At 46.8% G+C, this 22,220-nt stretch carries 23 protein-coding genes and 1 tRNA gene; 19 read left to right on the plus strand and 5 right to left on the minus strand.

Annotation, left to right across the window (positions count from 1 at the left end; genetic code table 11):
• Position 1 precedes the first annotated feature (1 nt).
• Positions 2-2,479: an ABC transporter permease gene (locus ACIQZ3_RS05880; RefSeq protein ID WP_397391238.1), complete on the plus strand. Its 2,478-nt coding sequence runs from the start codon at positions 2-4 to the stop codon at positions 2,477-2,479.
• Between the two features lie 19 nt (positions 2,480-2,498).
• On the opposite strand, the gene ACIQZ3_RS05885 is transcribed toward ACIQZ3_RS05880, so the two are convergent.
• Genes ACIQZ3_RS05885 through ACIQZ3_RS05900 form a run of 4 tightly spaced genes read right to left on the minus strand, consistent with a single transcriptional unit; the run spans position 2,499 to position 4,740 of the window.
• Positions 2,499-3,038, minus strand: a complete 540-nt coding sequence (locus ACIQZ3_RS05885; protein WP_397391240.1) for an RDD family protein — start codon at positions 3,036-3,038, stop codon at positions 2,499-2,501.
• A 13-nt stretch (positions 3,039-3,051) separates the two neighbouring features.
• Positions 3,052-3,684 carry a DUF3106 domain-containing protein gene (locus ACIQZ3_RS05890; RefSeq protein WP_397391241.1) on the minus strand — a complete coding sequence of 211 codons (633 nt, stop codon included), beginning with the start codon at positions 3,682-3,684 and terminating at the stop codon, positions 3,052-3,054.
• Positions 3,685-3,709: 25 nt separating this feature from the next.
• A complete protein-coding gene (locus ACIQZ3_RS05895) occupies positions 3,710-4,174 on the minus strand; it encodes a DUF3619 family protein (RefSeq protein ID WP_397391243.1) in 465 nt (154 codons plus the stop codon).
• Positions 4,171-4,740 carry an RNA polymerase sigma factor gene (locus tag ACIQZ3_RS05900; RefSeq protein WP_397391245.1) on the minus strand — a complete coding sequence of 190 codons (570 nt, stop codon included), beginning with the start codon at positions 4,738-4,740 and terminating at the stop codon, positions 4,171-4,173. Before ACIQZ3_RS05900 ends, ACIQZ3_RS05895 begins: the two co-directional genes overlap by 4 nt.
• Before the next feature lie 193 nt (positions 4,741-4,933).
• Between ACIQZ3_RS05900 and ACIQZ3_RS05905 the strand changes: the two genes are divergently transcribed.
• The 6 genes from ACIQZ3_RS05905 to ACIQZ3_RS05930 all read left to right on the plus strand — a co-directional run bounded on the left by ACIQZ3_RS05905 (position 4,934) and on the right by ACIQZ3_RS05930 (position 11,654).
• Entirely contained in the window at positions 4,934-6,721 is a 1,788-nt protein-coding gene (locus ACIQZ3_RS05905) for an acetolactate synthase 3 catalytic subunit (protein WP_397391247.1), read from the plus strand.
• Complete coding sequence (ilvN, locus tag ACIQZ3_RS05910) at positions 6,721-7,212, plus strand: acetolactate synthase small subunit (protein ID WP_397391249.1); 492 nt, start codon at positions 6,721-6,723, stop codon at positions 7,210-7,212. Before ACIQZ3_RS05905 ends, ilvN begins: the two co-directional genes overlap by 1 nt.
• Positions 7,213-7,263: 51 nt before the next feature.
• A complete protein-coding gene (ilvC, locus tag ACIQZ3_RS05915) occupies positions 7,264-8,280 on the plus strand; it encodes a ketol-acid reductoisomerase (protein WP_046329933.1) in 1,017 nt (338 codons plus the stop codon).
• A gap of 58 nt (positions 8,281-8,338) precedes the next feature.
• Positions 8,339-8,986 (plus strand): phosphatidylserine decarboxylase, encoded by a 648-nt coding sequence (locus ACIQZ3_RS05920; protein WP_397391251.1) that lies wholly within the window; start codon positions 8,339-8,341, stop codon positions 8,984-8,986.
• Positions 8,987-9,013: 27 nt separating this feature from the next.
• Entirely contained in the window at positions 9,014-9,877 is an 864-nt protein-coding gene (pssA, locus tag ACIQZ3_RS05925; protein WP_397391253.1) for a CDP-diacylglycerol--serine O-phosphatidyltransferase, read from the plus strand.
• A gap of 229 nt (positions 9,878-10,106) precedes the next feature.
• Positions 10,107-11,654: a 2-isopropylmalate synthase gene (locus tag ACIQZ3_RS05930; protein WP_397391255.1), complete on the plus strand. Its 1,548-nt coding sequence runs from the start codon at positions 10,107-10,109 to the stop codon at positions 11,652-11,654.
• A 41-nt stretch (positions 11,655-11,695) separates the two neighbouring features.
• On the opposite strand, the gene ACIQZ3_RS05935 is transcribed toward ACIQZ3_RS05930, so the two are convergent.
• Complete coding sequence (locus ACIQZ3_RS05935) at positions 11,696-12,292, minus strand: YSC84-related protein (RefSeq protein WP_397391257.1); 597 nt, start codon at positions 12,290-12,292, stop codon at positions 11,696-11,698.
• 218 nt (positions 12,293-12,510) lie between these two features.
• Here ACIQZ3_RS05935 and rpsO point away from each other — a divergent pair, with 218 nt between their 5' ends.
• The 12 genes from rpsO (at position 12,511) to nuoF (ending at position 22,202) form a co-directional block, all read left to right on the plus strand.
• Positions 12,511-12,780 (plus strand): 30S ribosomal protein S15, encoded by a 270-nt coding sequence (gene rpsO / locus ACIQZ3_RS05940; RefSeq protein WP_015420915.1) that lies wholly within the window; start codon positions 12,511-12,513, stop codon positions 12,778-12,780.
• Between the two features lie 271 nt (positions 12,781-13,051).
• Entirely contained in the window at positions 13,052-15,220 is a 2,169-nt protein-coding gene (gene pnp / locus ACIQZ3_RS05945; RefSeq protein ID WP_397391259.1) for a polyribonucleotide nucleotidyltransferase, read from the plus strand.
• Between the two features lie 25 nt (positions 15,221-15,245).
• Positions 15,246-16,244 (plus strand): NAD(P)H-quinone oxidoreductase, encoded by a 999-nt coding sequence (locus ACIQZ3_RS05950; RefSeq protein ID WP_397391261.1) that lies wholly within the window; start codon positions 15,246-15,248, stop codon positions 16,242-16,244.
• A 17-nt stretch (positions 16,245-16,261) separates the two neighbouring features.
• Entirely contained in the window at positions 16,262-17,020 is a 759-nt protein-coding gene (gene tpiA / locus ACIQZ3_RS05955) for a triose-phosphate isomerase (RefSeq protein WP_397391263.1), read from the plus strand.
• A 22-nt stretch (positions 17,021-17,042) separates the two neighbouring features.
• A complete protein-coding gene (gene secG, locus ACIQZ3_RS05960; RefSeq protein ID WP_397391265.1) occupies positions 17,043-17,390 on the plus strand; it encodes a preprotein translocase subunit SecG in 348 nt (115 codons plus the stop codon).
• Between the two features lie 85 nt (positions 17,391-17,475).
• Positions 17,476-17,560 (plus strand) — tRNA-Leu (locus tag ACIQZ3_RS05965).
• Between the two features lie 109 nt (positions 17,561-17,669).
• The gene (locus ACIQZ3_RS05970; protein WP_011902892.1) at positions 17,670-18,029 is read left to right on the plus strand and encodes an NADH-quinone oxidoreductase subunit A; all 360 of its coding nucleotides are present in this window, start codon (positions 17,670-17,672) and stop codon (positions 18,027-18,029) included.
• Between the two features lie 5 nt (positions 18,030-18,034).
• On the plus strand, positions 18,035-18,517 hold the full coding sequence (locus ACIQZ3_RS05975) for a NuoB/complex I 20 kDa subunit family protein (RefSeq protein ID WP_397391267.1): 483 nt from the start codon (positions 18,035-18,037) through the stop codon (positions 18,515-18,517).
• A gap of 3 nt (positions 18,518-18,520) precedes the next feature.
• Complete coding sequence (locus ACIQZ3_RS05980; protein WP_397391269.1) at positions 18,521-19,120, plus strand: NADH-quinone oxidoreductase subunit C; 600 nt, start codon at positions 18,521-18,523, stop codon at positions 19,118-19,120.
• A gap of 3 nt (positions 19,121-19,123) precedes the next feature.
• Positions 19,124-20,377 (plus strand): NADH-quinone oxidoreductase subunit D, encoded by a 1,254-nt coding sequence (locus ACIQZ3_RS05985; protein WP_397391271.1) that lies wholly within the window; start codon positions 19,124-19,126, stop codon positions 20,375-20,377.
• A 23-nt stretch (positions 20,378-20,400) separates the two neighbouring features.
• Entirely contained in the window at positions 20,401-20,907 is a 507-nt protein-coding gene (nuoE, locus tag ACIQZ3_RS05990) for an NADH-quinone oxidoreductase subunit NuoE (RefSeq protein ID WP_397391273.1), read from the plus strand.
• A complete protein-coding gene (nuoF, locus tag ACIQZ3_RS05995; protein ID WP_397391275.1) occupies positions 20,904-22,202 on the plus strand; it encodes an NADH-quinone oxidoreductase subunit NuoF in 1,299 nt (432 codons plus the stop codon). The genes nuoE and nuoF overlap by 4 nt, the downstream gene beginning before the upstream one ends.
• Positions 22,203-22,220 lie beyond the last annotated feature (18 nt).

Genomic DNA, 22,220 nt, shown 5'->3' on the forward strand with positions numbered 1-22,220 from the left:
CGTGTTAGCAAGCTTTCTTCGAACCGCAAGACGAGACCTTCGATCTAGTGAGTTGGTAGCCTTACTGGTTGCGCTGACGCTCTCTGTCGCAGCCTTATCCAGCGTCAGCTTCTTGGCAGACCGAATGCAGCGGGCTTTTCAGTTTGATGCTCGCCAACTTCTGGCTGCGGACCTGTTGCTGGTTGCTGATCAGCCTTTGCCTGAACGTTTTATTCAAGAGGCTAAGAGCTTGCAGTTGAGCTCAGCTCAAACTATTGTGTTCCCAAGCATGGCCACTGTTGGTACTCAAAGTAAGCTGGCTTCTCTTAAGGCGGTAAGTGGCGCCTATCCCCTGCGCGGGTCATTACAAGTGTCGCCGGAGCAAGTCGGCACAATTCCACCGGCTGGTTCGGTTTGGGTGGATCCTGCAATGCTCAACGCACTACAGGCTAAAGTGGGTGATCGCGTGTCATTGGGAGATAAGACTCTCCTGATTAGCGGTGTCTTGGAGCGCGAGCTCGATCGGGGTGCTGGATTCATGAACTTTGCACCACGCGTCATGATGTCGCTTGATGATTTACCTGCAACAGGTCTCATTGGTCAAGGTAGCCGCGTGACTTATCGTCTGCTGCTAGCGGGCAAGGATCAAGCTATCTCTAATTATGAGAAGTGGGCGACGCAATGGATTGAGGTCGAAGGCCTGAGAGGATTGCGCATTGAGACCTTGGAGAATGCGCAGCCTGTCATGCGTAAAACCTTAGAGCGGGCAGAGCGCTTCTTATCTTTGGTTGCCCTACTGACTGCAATGGTAGCTGCAGTAGCCATTGCTTTATCAGCACGTCGCTATGTCTTGAAGCAAGCTGATGTTTGTGCGGTGATGAAATGCCTTGGTGCAAGCCAAAAGATGATTTTGGTAAATCAAATAAAAGTATTGGGTGCTTTGTGCTTATTGGCTGCCATCATGGGGGCTACCATTGCTTACGGTGTGCAAGAAGTATTGATTCGTATTCTAGGAAACTTGGTGTTTGCCAATTTGCCTTCGCTATCCCTCTGGCCCTTAGCTTGGAGTGTTTTGTTTTCCTCTTGCTTGTTGATTGGTTTTGCTGGGCCACCTCTATTGAGTTTGGTCATGATTTCACCGGTGCGACTCATTCGGAAGGAGTTGGGCTCAGTAAACATGAAAGTACTCTGGGTGGCACTTTTTGGACTCATAACTTGCCTCGCCTTAATTGCGATTGCAGCTCAGGACTGGAAGCTAGCCTCTTGGGTTGCTGCTAGCTTTGGCGCTGCTGTCGCACTCTTTGCTCTGGTCTCCTGGTGCTCGCTACGAATTCTCAATATTCTGTTTTCTAAGTGGGGTGCTCAGAACTTTGCTTTGCGCTTTGCATTGACCGCACAAGCACGACGCGCAGGATTTGCAGTCATGCAAATTACCGCCTTAGGTATCGCCTTGATGGCCTTGCTCCTAATTCTCTTGCTCAGGCAGGATTTGCTCTCTACTTGGCAGGGAAACATTCCAGTTGATGCGCCCAATCGTTTCATGATTAATATTCAGGATGATCAAAAGCCAAGTATTACTCAGTCACTGCTCGATGCGGGCGTGGTAAAGCCGAGCTTTAGCCCTATGGTTCGCGCACGCTTGGTTGAAGTCAATGGAAAGATTATTGGCCCTAATGACTATGTTGATGAAAATGCCCGTCGCCTGGTTGATCGAGAATTCAATCTCTCTTATACCGAGCAATTGCCTGAGGGCAATCGTATTACTACTGGAAAATGGATTGAAGGAAGTGCACCGCAAGTTTCTTTGGAGGCGGGGATTGCGAAAACGTTGAAGTTAAAACTGGGCGATCAAATGACCTTTGAGCTCGCCGGTGAAAAATTGACTGCGCCAATTACTTCTTTGCGTAAGTTGGATTGGAGTTCGATGAAGGTGAACTTTTTTGTCATTATGCCCCCCGTTATGCTGGAAGAAATGCCGCAATCTTGGATTACCTCTTATTACCAAAGCGCTGAAATTGAAGGTCTCGATTATCAGCTTGCGCAGACCTATCCAAATCTCACTATTGTGGATGTGGCTACATCCTTGCAGCAAATCCAAGATGTATTAGATCGACTATCTTCTGTGCTGGGTTTGTTGTTTGCATTCACGATTGCTGCAGCGATATTAGTACTAGTAGCCGCAATTGCAGCGACGCAAGACGAACGTTTCAGAAGTGCGGCTTTACTCAAGGCGGTAGGTGCATCGCGCGCCTTGCTGAGAAAGATTGCCTTAGCTGAGCTCTTAATTATTGGGGTCCTGGCAGGCGCATTGGCTGGACTAGCGGCCGGAATAGCCGCTTGGGCACTTGGGCGTTTCGTATTGGAGATTGAGTTCAATGCATTCGCCCAGTCTCTGGCGATTGGAATTTGCTTTGGAGTGGTTGCTTGCCTCTTGGCAGGCTTTCGTTTTCAGAGAAAAATTCAAACTGCTACCGCCATGGAATGCTTGCGCGAGATCTAAGGCTCACGCATTCTCGTGCTTACGAGAGTGTCACCAAGTTCTTTGGCAGTTCCACTAAACGCGTTCTACCAAAACGATCTGGCAGACTTTGACGTAGCAGGGTGCTGGCGCGATCCAAATAAATAGTCAATGGCCACAGAAATACAGCAACCGTAAACAGCATTTCAATAATCTGCCATCTCTGCAGCTCGAAGATCCATTGCAGAAGAACGCAAGGTGCGAGCCACAAAGACCCAAAAACATAGCGCCAGATGGCCTGTCTGCGCGTCAGGTTGTAGCCGCCCGGACCAATCATGCGCACGCGCCAAGTTTGCATTGCTAGCGTCTGCCCAGACTTAGTCCAATACCAAACAAAGTAAATGCCCAGGACGACATAGAGATAGAGGAAAGTGAGCCAACTTGGTAGTGAAATATTGAAGAGCATGCCTAATCCCAAATTGGGGACAAGGAAGGTAAAGGCGATCACACCAAGCAAAACTAATTGTTCATAAAGTGTGCAAGACACCCGGCGCCAAAATTGCGGAGCAGGAAGTATGTTTAATTCAGCGGGGGTAATCACAGCTTAGGGATTTTTAAGGATTGCTTGAGTTGCTCTCAGAGCTTGCGCTCGGAGCTGGAGCTTCTTGAGCTGGAGCGCTGCTTGCTGGCAGGGTTGGTGCTAAATTGGATTTTTGCGCAATGGGATGCTGTTGCAATGTTGGTGCACTGGTAGCAGTTGGCTTCTTCTTGCCGACTTCTGCTTGAGCTAATTTCTTCTTTTGTTCATCAGTGAGTTTTTGATATGCGCTCCAGGCTTCTGCTTTTTTTTCAGCAGGGAACTTCAAACTACTTAAGTAGTTTTCGCGGGCCAAGCGACGGTCCTTTTGTGAAAGGTTTGACCAGCTAGTCATGCGAGACTGCAGTCGATTTTGATCGACCTCGCTCATTCTTGGGTATAGATTGGCAACCTGGATCCATTTCTTGCGACTATCAGGAAGCATGTAATCCCAATCGCTCTCCAGTGGCGCTAAGATTTTCTGCTGCCCTGGTTTGAGACCTTCCCAAGTTCCATCTGGCTTCTTTTCTGGAATACCAGTACTTTTTCCATGACTAGCAGTGGCAGTTTGAGCGAGCGCAACCGAAGATTGGATTGATCCAGCAATGCCAATCGCCATCATCATGGAGATGCTGAGAACAGCACGCAAAGATCCTGGATTTTTTAGCATGAGCTAATTCGGCTTAGTCTGAACCTTAGGATGGTGACTTCACTGAATCAAGGCTATCTTGATCAGATTCAGCCAAAGGACCATTTTTGAGGAAGCCCAAAAAGCCGCTATCAGCATAGGCATCTGGCGGAACATCATCGGTCAAGAGGGCGACGTCTAACTCAGCAATATCGTTAATGCGGGAGTCTTGTTGCCATTGGGCTATGCCAATCAGGCCAAATACAAGAACAACTAGCGGGGCAACCCAACCCACGTTATCCCAAAAAGAACGTGAGCCTGAGGACCAGTTTCCAGAGGTGCCGGCCAGAACATGCTGTTGAACACGTACTTTTTCTGGCTTTTTGACGGAAAGTGCCTTGAGGCGCGCTGCATATAGACGATCTTTAATGCCGGCTGGCAGGGATTGGGATCCTTGGCGGAGCAGGGCAGCAGCAGACTGGCCAAACTGGTCAGCTTCTGTTGTATTGAGGAGGTCTTGATTGCGGTTCACAGCGTAATTCCTTTTAATTTCAATGCTTTAGCTAGAGCCTGGGTGGCTCTTGAGCAGTGGGTTTTGACGCTTCCCTCGCTACAACTCATAGCAAGGGCAGTTTCAGTAATACTCAGCTCATCCCAATAACGCATCAGGAAGGCTTCTCGTTGACGGGCAGGTAATTTTGATATTTCTGATTCTAGGGACTGCAGGAGCTGACTTCGTTCTAGCTTAAATGCACCATCCTGGTGAATTTCACTGTCATCCGGAGCTGAAAGTGACTCTAATGGGTCAAAATCATCGCTTTCATCTGATTTCTTGCCCATATTGGAGAAGAGGGTGACCCAGGTGTTTCGAACCTTTTGCCGTCTGAACCAGTCGTGAATTCGATTTTGCAGAATTCTGGTGAAAACTAGTGGTAATTCCGCTGCAGGACGATCACCATACTTTTCCGCCAGTTTGATCATGGCATCTTGAACAATGTCTAAGGCTGCATCGTCATCCCGCACAGCATAGACTGCCTGCTTGAAAGCGCGCTGCTCAACACTACTCAGAAAGTCAGAAAGTTCTTGGGGTGAAGCCATTTAGTAGATTAGACCTGAATCTGATGGAATTCGTCCATTTTAGGGGATTGCTATAGAATGTAGGGCTTACTACCTAGAATCTCATTCAAGAAGTGGTTTTTTCCGGTAGCAGCGCCGTTCGAACTCAGGCCATAAGCAGGAGACAGAGCAGACCAATCAATTTTTTGCCGAAAATTGCAAAGGACGAAAGAAAATGAATACAAGCAGCGCAGAATTTTTAGCTTCTAAAGCTAACCAAGACACAGCAAACCCGAATTCCACAGCGAATGTGCCTGAAATGATTGGCGCCGAGATGTTGGTGCAGGCATTGCACAAAGAGGGTGTTGAATACGTTTGGGGTTATCCAGGCGGTTCCGTTCTCTTTATCTACGACGAAATTTTCAAGCAGGACAAGTTTGAACACATTCTTGTTCGCCATGAGCAAGCAGCAGTTCATGCGGCCGATGGCTATGCGCGTGCAACCGGTAAGGTTGGTGTCGCTTTAGTTACTTCAGGTCCTGGTGTAACCAACGCGGTTACTGGAATTGCTACTGCCTACACAGATTCCATACCGCTAGTCGTCATCAGCGGTAACGTGCCGACATACGCAATTGGTGAAGATGCTTTCCAAGAGGCCGATACCGTTGGCATCACTCGCCCGGTGGTAAAGCACAACTTCCTCGTGAAGGATGTTAAAGACCTACCCTTGGTCATTAAGAAGGCTTTCCATATTGCGCAGACAGGTCGTCCAGGCCCAGTATTGATTGATATTCCTAAGGATGTCTCTGCAGCCAAAGGACCATTCGTCTACCCAGAAACATTGGAGATGCGCTCATACAACCCAGTTGTAAAAGGGCATAGCGGACAAATTCGTAAAGCGGTTTCTTTATTGCAAGAAGCTGAGCGCCCATTCATCTACGCCGGTGGTGGGGTGATCTTGGCTGACGCCGCTCCAGAGTTAAAAGAGTTTGCTGATTTGTTAGGTTACCCAGTGACCAATACCTTGATGGGCCTTGGTGGCTTTCCAGGTACCAGTCCACAGTTTGTGGGCATGCTCGGTATGCACGGCACCTACGAAGCCAATATGTCTATGCAGCACAGTGATGTATTGATCGCGATTGGCGCACGTTTTGATGACCGCGTGATTGGTAATACTGCGCACTTTGCAAGTCATCCACGCAAGATCATTCATATTGATATTGATCCATCTGTGATTTCTAAGCGGGTGAGGGTGGACGTTCCTATTGTTGGCAATCTCAAAGAAGTATTGCGGGAGATGACTGCGCAACTAAAAGCCGCTGGTCCACGCAAGAATGAGGCTAAGTTAGCCGCATGGTGGGCGCAGATCAATGAATGGCGTAAAAAAGATTGCTTGAAGTACGACGAAGCATCGCAAATTGTTAAGCCACAGTACGTTGTTCAAAAATTGTGGGAGCTTACTGGTGGCGATGCCATCATTACTTCTGACGTAGGCCAGCATCAAATGTGGGCTGCTCAGTTCTACAAGTTTGATAAGCCACGTCGCTGGATTAACTCTGGTGGCCTTGGGACTATGGGTGTTGGTTTACCATATGCAATGGGCATCAAGAAAGCTTTCCCGGATAAAGATGTATTCGCTATCACCGGTGAAGGCTCTATTCAGATGTGTATTCAAGAGCTATCCACTTGTAAGCAGTACAACACGCCCGTAAAGATCGTGTCATTGAACAACCGTTATCTCGGTATGGTTCGCCAATGGCAAGAGCTGACTTATAACAAGCGTTATTCCAGCTCGTACATGGATTCATTGCCAGACTTTGTGAAGTTGGCTGAGGCTTTTGGTCACGTTGGTATGCGTATTGAGAAGAAGTCCGATGTTGAAGGCGCTCTTAAAGAAGCAATTCGCTTGAAAGATCGCACTGTGTTTATGGATTTCCAAACCGACCCAGAAGAAAACGTTTGGCCAATGGTTCAAGCGGGTAAGGGTATTACTGAAATGCTTTTGGGTAGCGAGGATCTCTAATGCGACATATTATTTCTGTATTGATAGAGAACGAACCAGGGGCATTGTCCCGGGTAGTTGGCTTATTTTCCGCGCGTGGTTACAACATTGAAACCTTAAGCGTTGCGCCTACTGAAGATTCTTCACTTTCCCGCATGACGATTGTGACGATTGGCTCCGAGGACGTAATTGAGCAAATTACCAAGCACTTAAATCGCTTGGTTGAAGTGGTTAAGGTTTTTGATTTGACTGAAGGTCCTCATATTGAGCGTGAGCTCATGATGATCAAAATTCGCGCCGTAGGTAAAGAGCGTGAAGAGTTGAAACGTACAACGGATATCTTCCGTGGTCGCATCATCGATGTGACCGATAAGAGTTACACCATTGAATTAACTGGTGATGGTGCCAAATTAGACGCCTTTATTGATTCGATTGATCGTGCATCGATTCTAGAAACTGTCCGTTCGGGTGGTTCTGGTATTGGGCGCGGTGAACGTATCCTCAAGGTTTAATTTTTTTAACTGATTACTGAATTAACTACATTTTCAAAACAAGGAAAGAGCATGAAAGTTTTTTACGATAAAGACGCTGATTTGTCCCTCATTAAAGGCAAAAAAGTAACCATCATTGGTTATGGTTCACAAGGTCACGCACACGCATTGAATCTGAAAGATTCAGGCTGCAACGTTACTGTTGGTTTGCGTAAAGATGGTGCTTCCTGGAGCAAAGCTGCAAATGCTGGCTTGACGGTAAAAGAAGTAGGCGAAGCCGTTAAAGACGCTGATGTAGTGATGATGCTCTTGCCTGATGAGCAAATTGCTGATGTGTACAGCAAAGAAGTTCATGGCAATATCAAGCAGGGCGCTGCATTGGCATTCGCTCACGGCTTTAACGTTCACTACGGTCAAGTTCAGCCACGCGCTGACTTGGATGTGATCATGATTGCTCCTAAGGCACCAGGTCATACTGTTCGCGGTACTTACGCTCAAGGTGGCGGCGTTCCTCATTTGATCGCTGTGTACCAAGACAAATCTGGTTCTGCGCGTGATGTTGCGTTGTCATATGCAACTGCAAACGGTGGCGGTCGTGCCGGCATTATCGAAACTAACTTCCGTGAAGAAACTGAAACTGACTTGTTCGGTGAGCAAGCTGTTCTTTGTGGCGGCGCAGTGGAATTGATTAAAGCTGGTTTCGAAACTTTGGTAGAGGCTGGTTACGCTCCTGAAATGGCTTACTTCGAGTGCTTGCATGAGCTTAAGTTGATTGTTGACTTGATCTACGAAGGTGGTATCGCCAACATGAACTACTCCATCTCTAACAATGCTGAGTACGGTGAGTATGTGACTGGCCCACGTGTTGTTACTGAAGATACTAAGAATGCAATGCGTCAGTGCTTGAAAGACATTCAGACTGGTGAGTACGCTAAGAGCTTCATCTTGGAAAACAAAGCGGGTGCGCCTACTTTGATTTCACGTCGTCGTTTGAATGCTGAGCATGACATCGAAGTGGTTGGTGCTAAGTTGCGCGCCATGATGCCTTGGATTGCGAAGAACAAGTTAGTTGACCAAACTAAGAACTAAGCAAGACGATAGTTAATCGACGAAATAAGTAGTTCATTAAATAAGGCTCAGAACAAAGATGATGTATCCGCACCCCATTATTGCGAAAGAAGGTTGGCCGTATTTGGCATTGGTGGGGGCCGTTACTTTGCTAGTCCACTATCTTGGTGGCATTGCATGGTCATGGCCTTTATGGATCATCTTTATCTTTGTTCTGCAGTTCTTTCGCGATCCACAGCGCATTGCTGCTCTTGGTCGTGATTTAGTTTTATCTCCAGCCGATGGTCGTATCGTCGTAGTGGAAGTGGCTAATGACCCTTATGCCGGTCGCGAAGCTTTGAAGATTAGTGTTTTTATGAACGTGTTTAATGTTCACTCCAACCGCGGTGCAGTGAACGGTTTGGTAAAAGAGATTCAGTATTTCCCAGGCAAGTTTGTGAATGCTGATTTAGATAAAGCCTCTACTGAGAATGAGCGTAATGCTGTTGTGATTGATGCCAATGGTCAAATCGTGACTTTGGTTCAGGTTGCAGGCCTGATTGCGCGACGCATTCTTTGCTATATCCATGTTGGCGATAGACTTAAAGCAGGTGAGCGTTATGGCTTTATTCGCTTTGGCTCTCGCGTAGATGTATATTTGCCATTAACAGCTGAACCTTTGGTCAGTGTTGGTGATAAAGTTTTTGCTACGAATACCGCATTAGCTCGCGTACCCGGCTTAGATTAATTAAGCCGTTTTAACTGGGAATATTCCTTGAGTACATTTCGTCGTCGTGGCCGCATAGACCGTAGTCGCCTTGCCCCTAAACGTGCTGAGCGTTCTGAAGCAGAATGGGCTGAAGAACTTGGTGATGGAATTGATTTCGAAGTAGAAGAGTTGCATGCGGATAAGCCGCGTCAACGTAGCAAAGGAATCTACCTACTTCCTAACGCATTTACTACAGCAGCTTTATTCTGCGGCTTCTTTGCTATTGTTAATGCAATGAACCACCAGTTTGAGATGGCCGCTATTGCCATCTTTGCATCCTTAGTTTTGGATGGTATGGATGGCCGCGTTGCCCGTATGACCAATACCCAGAGCGCTTTTGGAGAGCAGTATGACTCTTTGGCTGATATGGTGTCATTTGGCGTTGCCCCAGCCTTAGTTGCTTATGAGTGGGCTTTAAAAGATCTAGGTAAGTGGGGCTGGTTGGCTGCCTTTACTTATTGTGCAGGCGCTGCTTTGCGTCTAGCCCGTTTTAACGTCAATACCAGCGTTGTTGACAAGAAGTTTTTTCAAGGCTTGCCAAGTCCTGCGGCCGGTTCTTTGATGGCTGGTTTTATCTGGCTGGCTGATGACAATAAGATCCCGGTGCGCGATACCGCAATTCCTTGGATTACTTTCTTTATTGCTGTTTATGCTGGTTTGACCATGGTATCGAATGCCCGTTTTTATAGTGGCAAAGCCTTGGATGTTCGCTACCGCGTGCCTTTTGGTGTGATGGTCTTAATGATCCTTACCTTCGTTTTGATCTCCTCCAATCCGCCTTTAACCCTATTCGGTCTATTTGTCGTGTATTCCATCTCTGGATATGTCATTTGGGCTTGGGAGCATCTCAGCGGTCGCCGTTTTAGCTGATTTGGAATATTTAGGTTATATTTAATCCATGTTGATGAATTTCTCACTTCCTAACTTGCTTCTACTAGCACTGAGCCTAAAGCTTGGGGCAGGTAAGGCCTGAGTTAATGAGATTAAAGTAATTCATTAACCACGACATACCAGCCCCAGCAAATTGCTGGGGTTTTTGTTTTTAGATTCGCAATTGAGTAGCAAACATAATTAAGCAATATTGAACCGGAGAGTAGTGATGAGTGACAAAGTAATCATTTTTGATACCACCTTACGTGATGGCGAACAATCGCCTGGCGCCTCAATGACCAAGGATGAAAAGGTTCGCATTGCTCGCCAGTTAGAGCGTCTCAAGGTTGATGTGATCGAGGCTGGTTTTGCCGCTAGCTCTGAGGGCGACTTTCAGGCGATCTCCGCTGTAGCAGCAGCCGTGAAAGACTCCATCGTATGTTCACTCGCTCGCGCTAACGACAAAGACATTACTCGCGCTGCAGATGCCTTGAAAGCTGCCAATGCAAAACGTATTCATGCATTCTTGGCTACCAGCCCATTGCACATGGCTGTGAAGTTACGCATGTCTCCAGAAGAAGTTTTAGAGCAAGCTAAACGATCTATCCGCTTTGCCAGAAACTTGGCCGAGGATATCGAGTTCTCTGCGGAAGATGGCTATCGTTCAGAAATGGATTTCTTGTGCAGAGTGGTTGAGGCGGTCATTAATGAGGGTGCGAGCACCATCAATATTCCTGACACCGTAGGTTATGCCACGCCAGAGTTGTATGGTGAATTCATCAAGACCTTACGCACCCGTGTTCCGAATTCGGATAAAGCGATTTGGTCCGTGCATTGCCACAATGACTTGGGTATGGCTGTTGCCAACTCCTTAGCAGGCGTGAAGATCGGTGGAGCTCGACAAATTGAGTGCACCATTAACGGCTTGGGTGAGCGTGCTGGCAATACGGCATTAGAAGAGATTGTGATGGCCTTGCGCACTCGCAAGGATTACTTTGACATGGTATGCGGCATTGATGCCACTCAAATTGTTCCTGCCTCGAAGTTGGTTTCTCAGATCACGGGATTTGTGGTTCAGCCCAATAAAGCGGTCGTAGGGGCAAATGCCTTTGCGCATACTTCCGGCATTCACCAAGATGGCATCTTGAAGAATCGCGATACCTATGAAATCATGCGCGCAGAAGATGTGGGTTGGGCAACCAATAAGATTGTGTTGGGCAAGTTGTCTGGCCGCAATGCATTCAAGCAACGTTTACAAGAGATGGGTATTGCAATTGAAGCTGAAGCCGATTTGAATGAAGCATTTGTTCGCTTCAAAGCATTGGCTGATCAAAAATCAGAAATATTTGATGAAGATATTATTGCCATCATGTCGGATTCTGCTGCCGCTGAAGAGGGCGAGTTTTATAAATTTATTTCTTTGAGCCAGCATTCTGAAACAGGCGAGCGTCCAAAATCTAAGGTTACTTTCCGAGTTGGTGATAAAGAAGCAAGCTCCGAGGCTGAAGGCAATGGTCCAGTTGACGCTAGCTTGAATGCGATTGAAGAAATTGTGAAGAGTGGGGCAGAGCAGTTACTCTATTCCGTGAATGCGATTACTTCAGGCACTCAATCTCAAGGAGAGGTTACCGTGCGACTCGCTAAGGGTGGACGTATCGTCAACGGCGTTGGTACTGATCCAGACATCATTGCAGCATCAGCAAAAGCTTACTTATCTGCACTGAATAAATTGCATGATCCTAGCCAAGCTAAGCTCAATGCGCAGATGACACCTTAATCATTCTTGGTGGCATCTGCAGTATCTGAGTAATACGCCTCTTATTTATTGAGGTCTGTGTTCTTGTAGTACTTGGTACCCTTGCCGGTGATTTCTACGGCAAGGCCTGAGTCAGTTAATTGGTACATCAGTACACCAGGTGCTACCACCACGGCATCTTGGTATGCATCACCATTATTTTCATATTTGGCTGCAGCTGTAACTTGGCCCCCGAAAGTCCAGCCGGAATTAACAAAGTCATTCATAGCCGCTTGAGTTTGAAAAACAAAAATGTTTTGGAAGGATTTAATTCCAAGTCCTAAGCCGGCTTGAACCTCAGCCATGTTCATGTAAACGGGTTTAGCTCTATCTCTTGGAATCACAACGCCACTGCCTGTACCGCCGCCAGCAATCAGAATCTTCATACCGAAGTTACTAAAAGTTGCATATCCAGCTGATCTTTCAATCAATTCTTTGGCTTTGGGTTGAATTGCATAGAGCTGCTTGAGGGTGTCCTCATTCTTTTTGAGAATTTCTTGGCGCTGCTGTTCAACCGTCTTTTGGGGGCCAAAAGGGTTGGAAAATTGGGCAAATGCGTTCGTTTGAAGGAGTAGGGTGCCTAAAAATATGGCGATTATGCGGAAAGTAGATAGTTTCATTTTTATTAAGTTCTTGATTTTATTAGAGTTTCTGTAAAAACTGACTTTGGGATGTAGCTAAAGAATACCAAGTTTCGTAGGGAAGGGCTTAATTTTTGGATTCTCTCTGCTACAATTCGAGGGCTTTGATTTTTAAAGATTTTTTGTTTTATTTGATTAATAAATGCACGACACGAATTGGGTGAAAGCTCAGGTGTTCGCAAGTAAGGAGTATGAAAATGGCAGTTGCTGATATTAAAACGGCGGAAATCGTCAAAGAAAACGCGCGCAGCGCAAACGATACAGGTAGCCCTGAAGTTCAAGTTTCATTGCTAACAGCCCGTATCAATGAATTAACCCCCCATTTCAAAGCTAACGCTAAAGATCATCACAGCCGTCGTGGTTTGTTGAAGATGGTTTCACGCCGTCGCCGCCTTTTGGATTACCTCAAAGGCAAGGATTTGGGTCGCTATCGCGCATTGATCGAGAAATTAGGTCTCCGTAAGTAATTCTTATCGGTATTGCAATGCCATCTTTCTTAGGGTTGTTTCGTAACAGAATCAGTCTTAAGCAGATGGCATGTTTTTTGAGCGATTCAAGATTATTTGTGTAGGGGATCGTGTCATTCCAATGAGTTTCTGGGTTTTCGAATTCAGTGTCTCCCTGGAATGGCATCCCCTGTGATCTTCAATCGCTCCAGTGTTGTCGTGACACTGCTTTATCCCACGACAAGCGTGAAATCCATGTGGCTTTTACGTGAACAATTTGGAGAAGATCAGAATGACTATGTTTAAAAAAGTAGTGAAGACGTTTCAATGGGGCAACCATCAAGTAACAATGGAAACAGGCGAGATCGCTCGTCAAGCCGGCGGAGCTGTAATCGTCAATATCGATGACACAGTTGTAATGGGCACAGTAGTTGCCTCTAAATCAGCCAAGCCAGGCCAGTCATTTTTCCCCTTGACTGTTGATTACCTCGAAAAAACTTACGCCGCAGGAAAAATTCCTGGTGGCTTTTTCCGTCGTGAAGGTCGTCCATCAGAAGGCGAGACATTGATCTCCCGTTTGATTGACCGTCCATTGCGCCCATTGTTTCCAGAAGGCTTCTTGAACGAAGTTCAGGTGGTGATTCATGTGTTGTCTATCAACCCGGATGTTCCTTCTGATATTCCTGCTTTGATCGCTGCTTCAGCAGCATTGGCTGTTTCAGGCATTCCTTTTGCTGGCCCGGTCGGCGCAGCACGTGTTGGTTACGCTAACGGTCAATACCTCTTGAACCCAACTCGTACAGAGCAAGCTACTAGCGAAATGGATTTGATTGTTGCTGGTACACAAGCTGCTGTATTGATGGTTGAGTCAGAAGCGAATCAGTTGTCAGAAGAAATCATGTTGGGCGCGGTTGTATATGGTCATGACCAAATGCAAACTGCCATTAACGCAATTAATGAGTTGGTGACTGAAGCTGGCAAACCAGAGTGGGATTGGACTGCTGCTCCTAAAGATGAGCCATTCATCACTAAGGTAACTGCATTGGCTGAAGGGCCATTGCGCGAGGCTTATCAGATTCGTCAAAAAGGCGCTCGTTCAGACAGACTTAAAGAGACTACTAAAGCAGTATTAGCTAAGCTTGCCGAAGAGGGCGATGTTGATGCGGTTGCTGTTAGCGACATCATGTTCGAAATCGAAGCGAAGATTGTTCGTAGCCAAATTTTGAACGGCGAGCCACGAATTGATGGTCGTGATACACGTACTGTTCGTCCGATTGAAATTCGTAATGGCGTATTGCCACGCACACACGGTTCAGCATTGTTTACTCGTGGTGAGACACAGGCTCTCGTAGTAGCTACCTTAGGTACTGCACGTGATGAGCAGATCATTGACGCGCTCGAAGGTGAGTACCGTGATCGCTTCATGTTCCACTACAACATGCCTCCGTTCGCAACTGGTGAAACTGGTCGCGTAGGTAGCCCAAAGCGTCGTGAAATTGGTCACGGTCGTTTGGCTAAGCGTGCATTGATTCCAGTATTGCCTAGCGCTGAAGATTTTGCGTACAGCATTCGTGTAGTTTCAGAAATCACTGAGTCCAATGGTTCTTCATCCATGGCTTCCGTTTGCGGCGGCTGTTTGGCAATGATGGACGCTGGTGTTCCAGTTAAAGCGCACGTTGCTGGTGTTGCAATGGGCTTGATTTTGGATGGCAATCGTTTTGCCGTATTGACAGACATCTTGGGTGATGAAGATCACTTGGGCGATATGGACTTTAAAGTGGCTGGTACCGCTAACGGTATTACTGCTTTGCAAATGGACATTAAAGTTCAAGGCATCACTAAAGAAATTATGCAAGTTGCATTGGCCCAAGCTAAAGAAGGCCGTTTGCACATTTTGAGCAAGATGCAAGAAGCAATGGGTTCAGTTCGCACTGAATTGTCTGCACATGCTCCACGTATGGTTTCTTTCAAGATTCATCCAGACAAGATTCGTGAAGTAATCGGTAAGGGCGGCGCAACAATTCAAGCCTTGACTAAAGAAACTGGTTGCAGCATCGACATTAAAGATGACGGTACTGTAACTATTGCGTCTACTTCTGCTGAAGGCATGGCTGAAGCAAAAGCACGTATCGAAGGTATTACCGCTGAAGCTGAAGTAGGCAAGATCTACGAAGGTCCAGTGGTGAAATTGCTCGAATTCGGCGCTTTGGTAAACATTCTTCCTGGTAAAGATGGTCTATTGCACATCTCTGAAATCTCCAATGAGCGTGTAAAAGAAGTTAAGGACTATTTAGCAGAGGGCCAAGTGGTTCGCGTGAAGTTGTTAGCTGCTGATGAGCGTGGTCGTTTGCGTTTATCACTCAAGGCTGCAATGGCTGATGAAGGTGGCACGATTGCTCCTTTAGCAGGCGCAACTGAAGCTACTGCTGAAGCCGCTCCGGCATCTGACGAAACTGCTTAAGTAAAGTAAGCGAGCGGGAGTTCATATGCGCGTAATGGAAATCAAAGAATTTGGCGCACCAGAAATGCTGGTGTCTGCCACTCGTCCTGATCCAGTGGCTCCGGCTGCTGGTACGGGTGAGATTTTGATTAAGGTAATTGCTGCCGGCATTAATCGCCCAGATGTTTTGCAACGTAAAGGCCATTACCCAGTTCCAGCAGGCGCATCGGATATTCCCGGTCTTGAAGTAGCTGGCGAGATTGTCGGTGGTGATTTAGCTCACGCCGATAATCAGTTTGGTCTCAAAGTTGGCGATAAGGTGTGCGCGCTTGTGCAGGGTGGTGGTTACGCAGAATTCTGTACTGCTCCTATTGCGCAATGCTTACCTTACCCAAAAGGATTTACTGATCAAGAAGCGGCTTCATTGCCTGAAACTTTTTACACTGTGTGGAGCAACGTCTTCATGCGTGGTGAGTTATCTGAGGGTGAAACTTTGTTGGTGCAAGGTGGTTCGAGCGGTATTGGTGTTACTGCCATTTTGATTGCTAAAGCTTTAGGTCATAAAGTATTTGTTACTGCTGGTACTGATGAGAAGTGCGCAGCGTGTGTTGCGCTCGGTGCTGACTTGGCTATCAATTACAAGACACAAGACTTTGTTGAAGAAGTGAAAAAAGCTACAGATGGCAAAGGTGTCAATGTAGTACTCGACATGGTCACTGGTGCTTACGTACAAAAAGAAATTGATTGTTTGGCTGATGATGGCCGCATTGTGATTATTGCAATCATGGGCGGCTCAAAGGCAGAGGTGAATACTGGTCAAATTTTGCGTCGCCGTTTAACCATCACTGGTTCTACGTTGCGCCCACGTCCAGTGTCATTCAAGAAGCAAATTACCCAGCAGTTGCATGCGCGTATTTGGCCTTTGTTAGATGCGGGCAAGTTAAAGCCGGTGATTTATAAAACATTTACCTTGGACCAGGCTGCTGATGCCCATCGTTTGATGGAATCCTCTGAGCACGTTGGCAAGATTGTGTTAACTGTTTAAGTATTGAGTTAGATTTAATGCGTCCACTCACTGTTATCGGCAACTGGAAAATGAATGGCAGTCTTGCAAGCAATGCAGACTGGGTCAAAACCGTTTGTCGTGGCATGGAGCAGGGCATGCCTGCAGGTCGGAAGTATGCAGTGTGCGTTCCAGCGCCTTATTTGTCGCAGTGTGGTGAATTGATTCAAGAATGCTCACTCGCTTTTTTAAGCTTGGGTGCTCAGGATGCATCTGCTTATGTTGCTGGTGCTTATACCGGTGAAGTTGCTGCATCCATGCTTAAAGAGTTGCATTGCGCTTACGTGATTGTTGGGCACTCTGAGCGTCGCCAATACCATCGGGAGACTGATGAGCGGGTTGCTGAGAAGGCTCTTCAGGTGCTCGATGGCGGAATGATTCCGGTGATTTGCGTTGGTGAGTCTGCCGATGAGCGCAATTCAGGTCGCGAAGTTGAAGTGGTTAGAGGTCAAATTGCAAGACAGGTTGCTGTCTTGCAAGATCGTTTAGCAGACTGTCTCATTGCTTATGAGCCTATTTGGGCGATTGGCACGGGTAAGGTAGCAAGTGCTCAGATGGCTCAAGACATGCACCGAGCAATTCGCTTGCAGCTAGAGGAATTTGATGAAGATGTAGCTTCCCATGTGGGAATTTTGTATGGCGGCAGTTTAAAGCCGGACAATGCCGTTGAATTGTTTGCAATGCCAGATATTGATGGCGGATTGATTGGGGGTGCTTCATTGAACCCACAGGATTTTCTCGCTATTTGTCAGGCCTAGATTTTTTATTTGGAGATAAGCCATGGAATGGTTTAAGACTTTATTGATCGTTTTGCAGGTTATTTCAGCTTTGGCTGTGATCTTGCTTGTGTTGCTTCAGCAGGGTAAGGGTGCCGATATGGGTGCTGCTTTCGGGTCTGGATCCTCTGGCAGCCTTTTTGGCGCCAGCGGCTCAGCCAACTTCTTGTCCCACACAACTGCTATTTTTGCAGCAGCCTTTTTTGTCTGCACTTTGGGGATTACCTGGATTGGCAATAAGAAGGAAGTTAGCCCTGGTATTTTGTCTGGCACCGTTGCTCCCGCTGCAGCTCCTGCTGCCGCACCAGCCGTTCCGGTTCAAGATCCAACGAAGCCAGCGGTTCCAAAGTAAAAAAGTAGGTTTTAAACGACTTCTACCCCTATTTTTGGGGTAGCTAAGTGGTGCAATGCAGTAGAATTGACAGGTTTTACAAGATGCCGACGTGGTGAAATTGGTAGACACGCTATCTTGAGGGGGTAGTGGCTTAGGCTGTGCGAGTTCGAGTCTCGCCGTCGGCACCAAATTGTAAAAACTGTAGGGGTTTATGCTGTAAATCAAGGATTTATCTACCGGAATAATTGATAATTTGTAGCTTCTTAGGACTTACCAGACGAACGACTCAGGGCCATTTTGAATCTTGCTAATTACTTTCCTGTTCTGCTTTTTATCCTCGTAGGTATTGGGGTTGGTTTAGTCCCCATGTTCCTCGGAAAAATCTTGGCTCCCTCGAAGCCTGACGCTGAAAAACTTTCTCCATACGAGTGCGGTTTTGAAGCTTTTGAAGATGCGCGTATGAAGTTCGACGTGCGCTACTACCTCATTGCTATCCTCTTTATCTTATTTGACTTAGAAACTGCATTCCTGTTCCCATGGGGTGTGGCTTTACGTGACATTGGCTGGTTCGGCTACGCCTCTATGGTGATTTTCTTATTGGAATTCATCGTTGGCTTTGTATATATCTGGAAAAAGGGCGCTCTCGACTGGGAGTGATAGATATGGCATTAGAAGGCGTTCTCAAAGAAGGATTTGTTACCACTACTGCAGACCAGTTAATCAACTGGACACGTAATGGCTCTCTATGGCCAATGACATTTGGTCTTGCTTGCTGCGCTGTAGAAATGATGCACGCAGGCGCATCCCGTTATGACTTAGATCGATTTGGTGTGGTTTTCCGCCCATCTCCACGTCAATCAGACCTCATGATTGTTGCTGGCACCTTGTGTAACAAGATGGCTCCAGCGCTTCGTAAGGTGTATGACCAAATGCCTGAGCCACGTTGGGTTATCTCGATGGGCTCTTGTGCCAATGGTGGCGGTTATTACCATAACTCGTATTCAGTAGTTCGCGGTTGCGACCGCATCGTGCCAGTCGATATTTATGTTCCTGGTTGTCCTCCAACTGCAGAAGCGTTGATCTATGGAATCATTCAGTTGCAATCCAAGATCTCTCGCACCAGCACGATTGCGCGGAAGGCTTAAGCCATGTCAGATCGTTTAGTTCAACTCGCCGCCAATCTAGATAAAGTTTTAGGTAAGCGCGCTCAGTCTATTGAAACAGCTTTAGGTGAAGTGACTGTAGTTCTTAATGCAGACACCTATTTTGAATCCGCTATGTTGTTGCGTGACGAGCCTTCATTGGCTTTCGAGCAGCTGATTGATTTGTGTGGCGTGGATTATCAGGATTTCCGCGAAGGGCAGTGGGGTGGTCAGCGTTTTGCTGCTGTGACCCATCTATTGTCTTTGGCGCACAACTGGCGTTTACGTGTACGCGTATTTGCGCCAGAAGATGCTTACCCAGTAGTGGCTTCGCTAACTCCAGTTTGGGCTGCTGCTAACTGGTTTGAGCGCGAAGCATTTGACTTGTACGGCATTCTATTTGATGGTCACGAAGACTTGCGTCGCATCTTGACTGATTACGGTTTCATCGGCCATCCATTTAGAAAAGATTTCCCAATTTCTGGCAACGTAGAAATGCGTTATGACCCAGAGTTAAAGCGTGTGGTGTATCAGCCTGTCACGATTGAAGCGCGTGAAATTACGCCACGTATCGTGCGCGAAGAGCAGTACGGAGGTCCGGTTTAAGTCATGGCACAAATTAAGAACTACACCCTCAATTTTGGTCCTCAGCATCCTGCGGCGCACGGCGTATTGCGTCTCGTGTTAGAGCTTGATGGAGAGGTGATTCAACGCGCTGATCCGCATATTGGTTTATTGCATCGCGCTACAGAAAAATTAGCAGAGACACGTACTTGGATTCAGAACGTTCCTTATATGGATCGTTTGGACTATGTATCGATGATGGCAAACGAGCATGCTTACGTGATGGCGATTGAGAAATTGCTTCAAGTAGACGTGCCAGAACGCGCTCAATATATTCGAGTGATGTTTGACGAGTTAACTCGTTTACTCAATCACCTCTTGTGGATTGGTTGTCACGGTCTAGACGTGGGTGCTATGGCAGTGTTCCTCTATGCATTCCGTGATCGTGAAGATATTTTTGATATGTACGAAGCCGTTTCTGGCGCTCGTATGCATGCCGCTTACTACCGTCCGGGTGGCGTCTATCGTGACCTGCCAACAGAGATGGCTCAGTACTCCAAGTCGAAGATTCGTAGTGCTTCTGCAATCAAGCGTTTAAATGAAAACCGTAGCGGTACATTGCTAGACTTCATTGAGCAATTCGCTAATGGATTTGACGCTAACGTAGATGAGTATTGCAATCTCTTGACGGATAACCGTATTTGGAAGCAACGCTTAGTGGGTATTGGTGTTGTGACTCCTGAGCGCGCTTTGCAGCTCGGCTTCACTGGTCCAATGCTGCGTGGTTCTGGTATTGAGTGGGACTTGCGTAAGAAGCAACCTTACGAAACTTACGACAAACTCGACTTTGATATTCCAGTTGGCGTAAATGGCGACTCTTATGATCGTTATTTAGTTCGCATGGAAGAAATGCGTCAATCCAATCGCATCATTAAACAGTGCGTGGCTTGGCTCAAAGCAAACCACGGCCCTGTCATGAGTGACAACCACAAAGTATCTCCACCGAAGCGTGTAGATATGAAGACCAATATGGAAGAGTTGATTCACCATTTCAAACTCTTCACTGAAGGTATGCACGTTCCTAATGGCGAGGCCTACTCTGCAGTTGAGCATCCAAAAGGTGAGTTTGGTATTTACTTGATTTCTGATGGTGCGAACAAGCCATATCGCATGAAGATTCGTGCACCAGGATTTGTGCATCTATCCGCAATGGATGAGATGTCACGTGGTCACATGTTGGCTGATGCCGTAACTATTATTGGTACCCAAGATATTGTGTTCGGGGAGATTGACCGCTAATACAGCGCGCCAAGGATGAATTCATGACAACAACTCTTCAACTCTCAGATAAGACACTCGCAGACATTGCGCGCAATGTCGCGAAATACCCTCCAGAGCAAAAACAATCCGCTGTGATGGCTGCTCTGATTGCCGCTCAAACCGAAATAGGTTGGGTTTCACCAGAGGTGATTGAAACAGTCGCACAAATTTTAGAAATGCCAACGATTGCAGTTGATGAAGTGGCTACTTTCTACAACATGTATGACACTAAAAAAATTGGTAAGTACAAGTTGGTGATTTGTACAAACTTGCCTTGCCAGTTAACGCATGGTGAAACTGCTGCAACATATTTAAAACAAACTCTTGGCATTGGCTATAACGAGACAACGCCTTGCGGCACGTTCACTCTTAAAGAGGGTGAGTGCATGGGTGCTTGCGGTGATTCTCCAGTGATGTTGGTGAACAACAAGCGCATGTGCAGCTTCATGAGTAATGAAAAGATTGACGCTCTCTTAAATGAGCTCCGTGCAGAAGGGAAAGCAGCATGACCAGCTTGCACGACAGACACATAAAGCCTTTGATCCTAGCTGGATTGAATGGCGAGAACTGGCGTTTAAAGGATTACGAAAGCCGTGGCGGATATCAACAGCTGCGTCGCATCATTAATGACAAAATCGCACCGGATGCGATCATTGCTGAATTAAAGGCTTCATCATTGCGTGGTCGTGGAGGTGCAGGCTTCCCAACGGGATTGAAGTGGAGCTTTATGCCCCGTCAATTCCCCGGCCAAAAGTATTTAGTTTGTAATAGTGACGAAGGTGAGCCCGGTACATTTAAAGACCGCGACATCATGCGCTACAACCCACATGCTTTGATTGAAGGCATGATTATTGGTGCCTACACTATGGGCATCACCGTGGGCTACAACTATATTCACGGCGAAATTTGGGAAGTCTATTCCCGCTTCGAAGAGGCTCTTGAAGAAGCCCGTGCTGCCGGGTATCTTGGCGACAAAATCATGGGAAGTGATTTCAACTTCCAGTTGCATGCTGCTCCAGGTTGGGGTGCTTATATCTGTGGTGAAGAAACTGCTTTGCTGGAGTCTCTTGAAGGTAAGAAGGGTCAGCCACGCTTTAAGCCACCATTCCCTGCTAGCTTTGGTTTGTATGGCAAGCCAACCACGATCAATAACACTGAAACATTTGCTGCTGTGCCATTCATCATGGCAATTGGTGGCCCAGCGTATTTAGAGTTGGGCAAGCCAAATAATGGCGGTACAAAGATTTTCTCCATCTCTGGTGACGTGACTTATCCAGGGAACTACGAGATTCCATTGGGCACTCCATTTTCTGAGCTACTGAAGCTTGCTGGAGGTATGCGTGATGGCATCCCACTGAAAGCGGTAATTCCTGGTGGATCTTCCTCTCCAGTTATTCCTGGCGCCGAGATGATGACTCTCACAATGGATTACGACAGCATTGCGAAAGCAGGTTCGATGTTGGGATCTGGTGCTGTGATTGTGATGAATGAAACACGCTGTATGGTTCGCGCCTTAGAGCGCTTGTCTTACTTCTATCACGAAGAATCTTGTGGTCAGTGCACCCCATGCCGTGAAGGTACTGGTTGGTTATGGCGCATTGTGAGTCGAATTGAGCATGGCGAAGGACGTCCAGAAGATTTAGATTTATTGAATGATGTAGCAGCCAATATTCAAGGTCGCACTATTTGCGCCTTGGGTGATGCAGCTGCAATGCCAGTTCGTGGCATGTTGAAGCATTACATGGATGAATTTGCGTATCACGTAGAACATAAGCGCTGCTTAGATTCTGCTAAACCTTTATAAGACATTGAGCACGGGACA

It is taken from the genome of Polynucleobacter sp., from assembly GCF_044342855.1.
Lineage (GTDB): Bacteria > Pseudomonadota > Gammaproteobacteria > Burkholderiales > Burkholderiaceae > Polynucleobacter.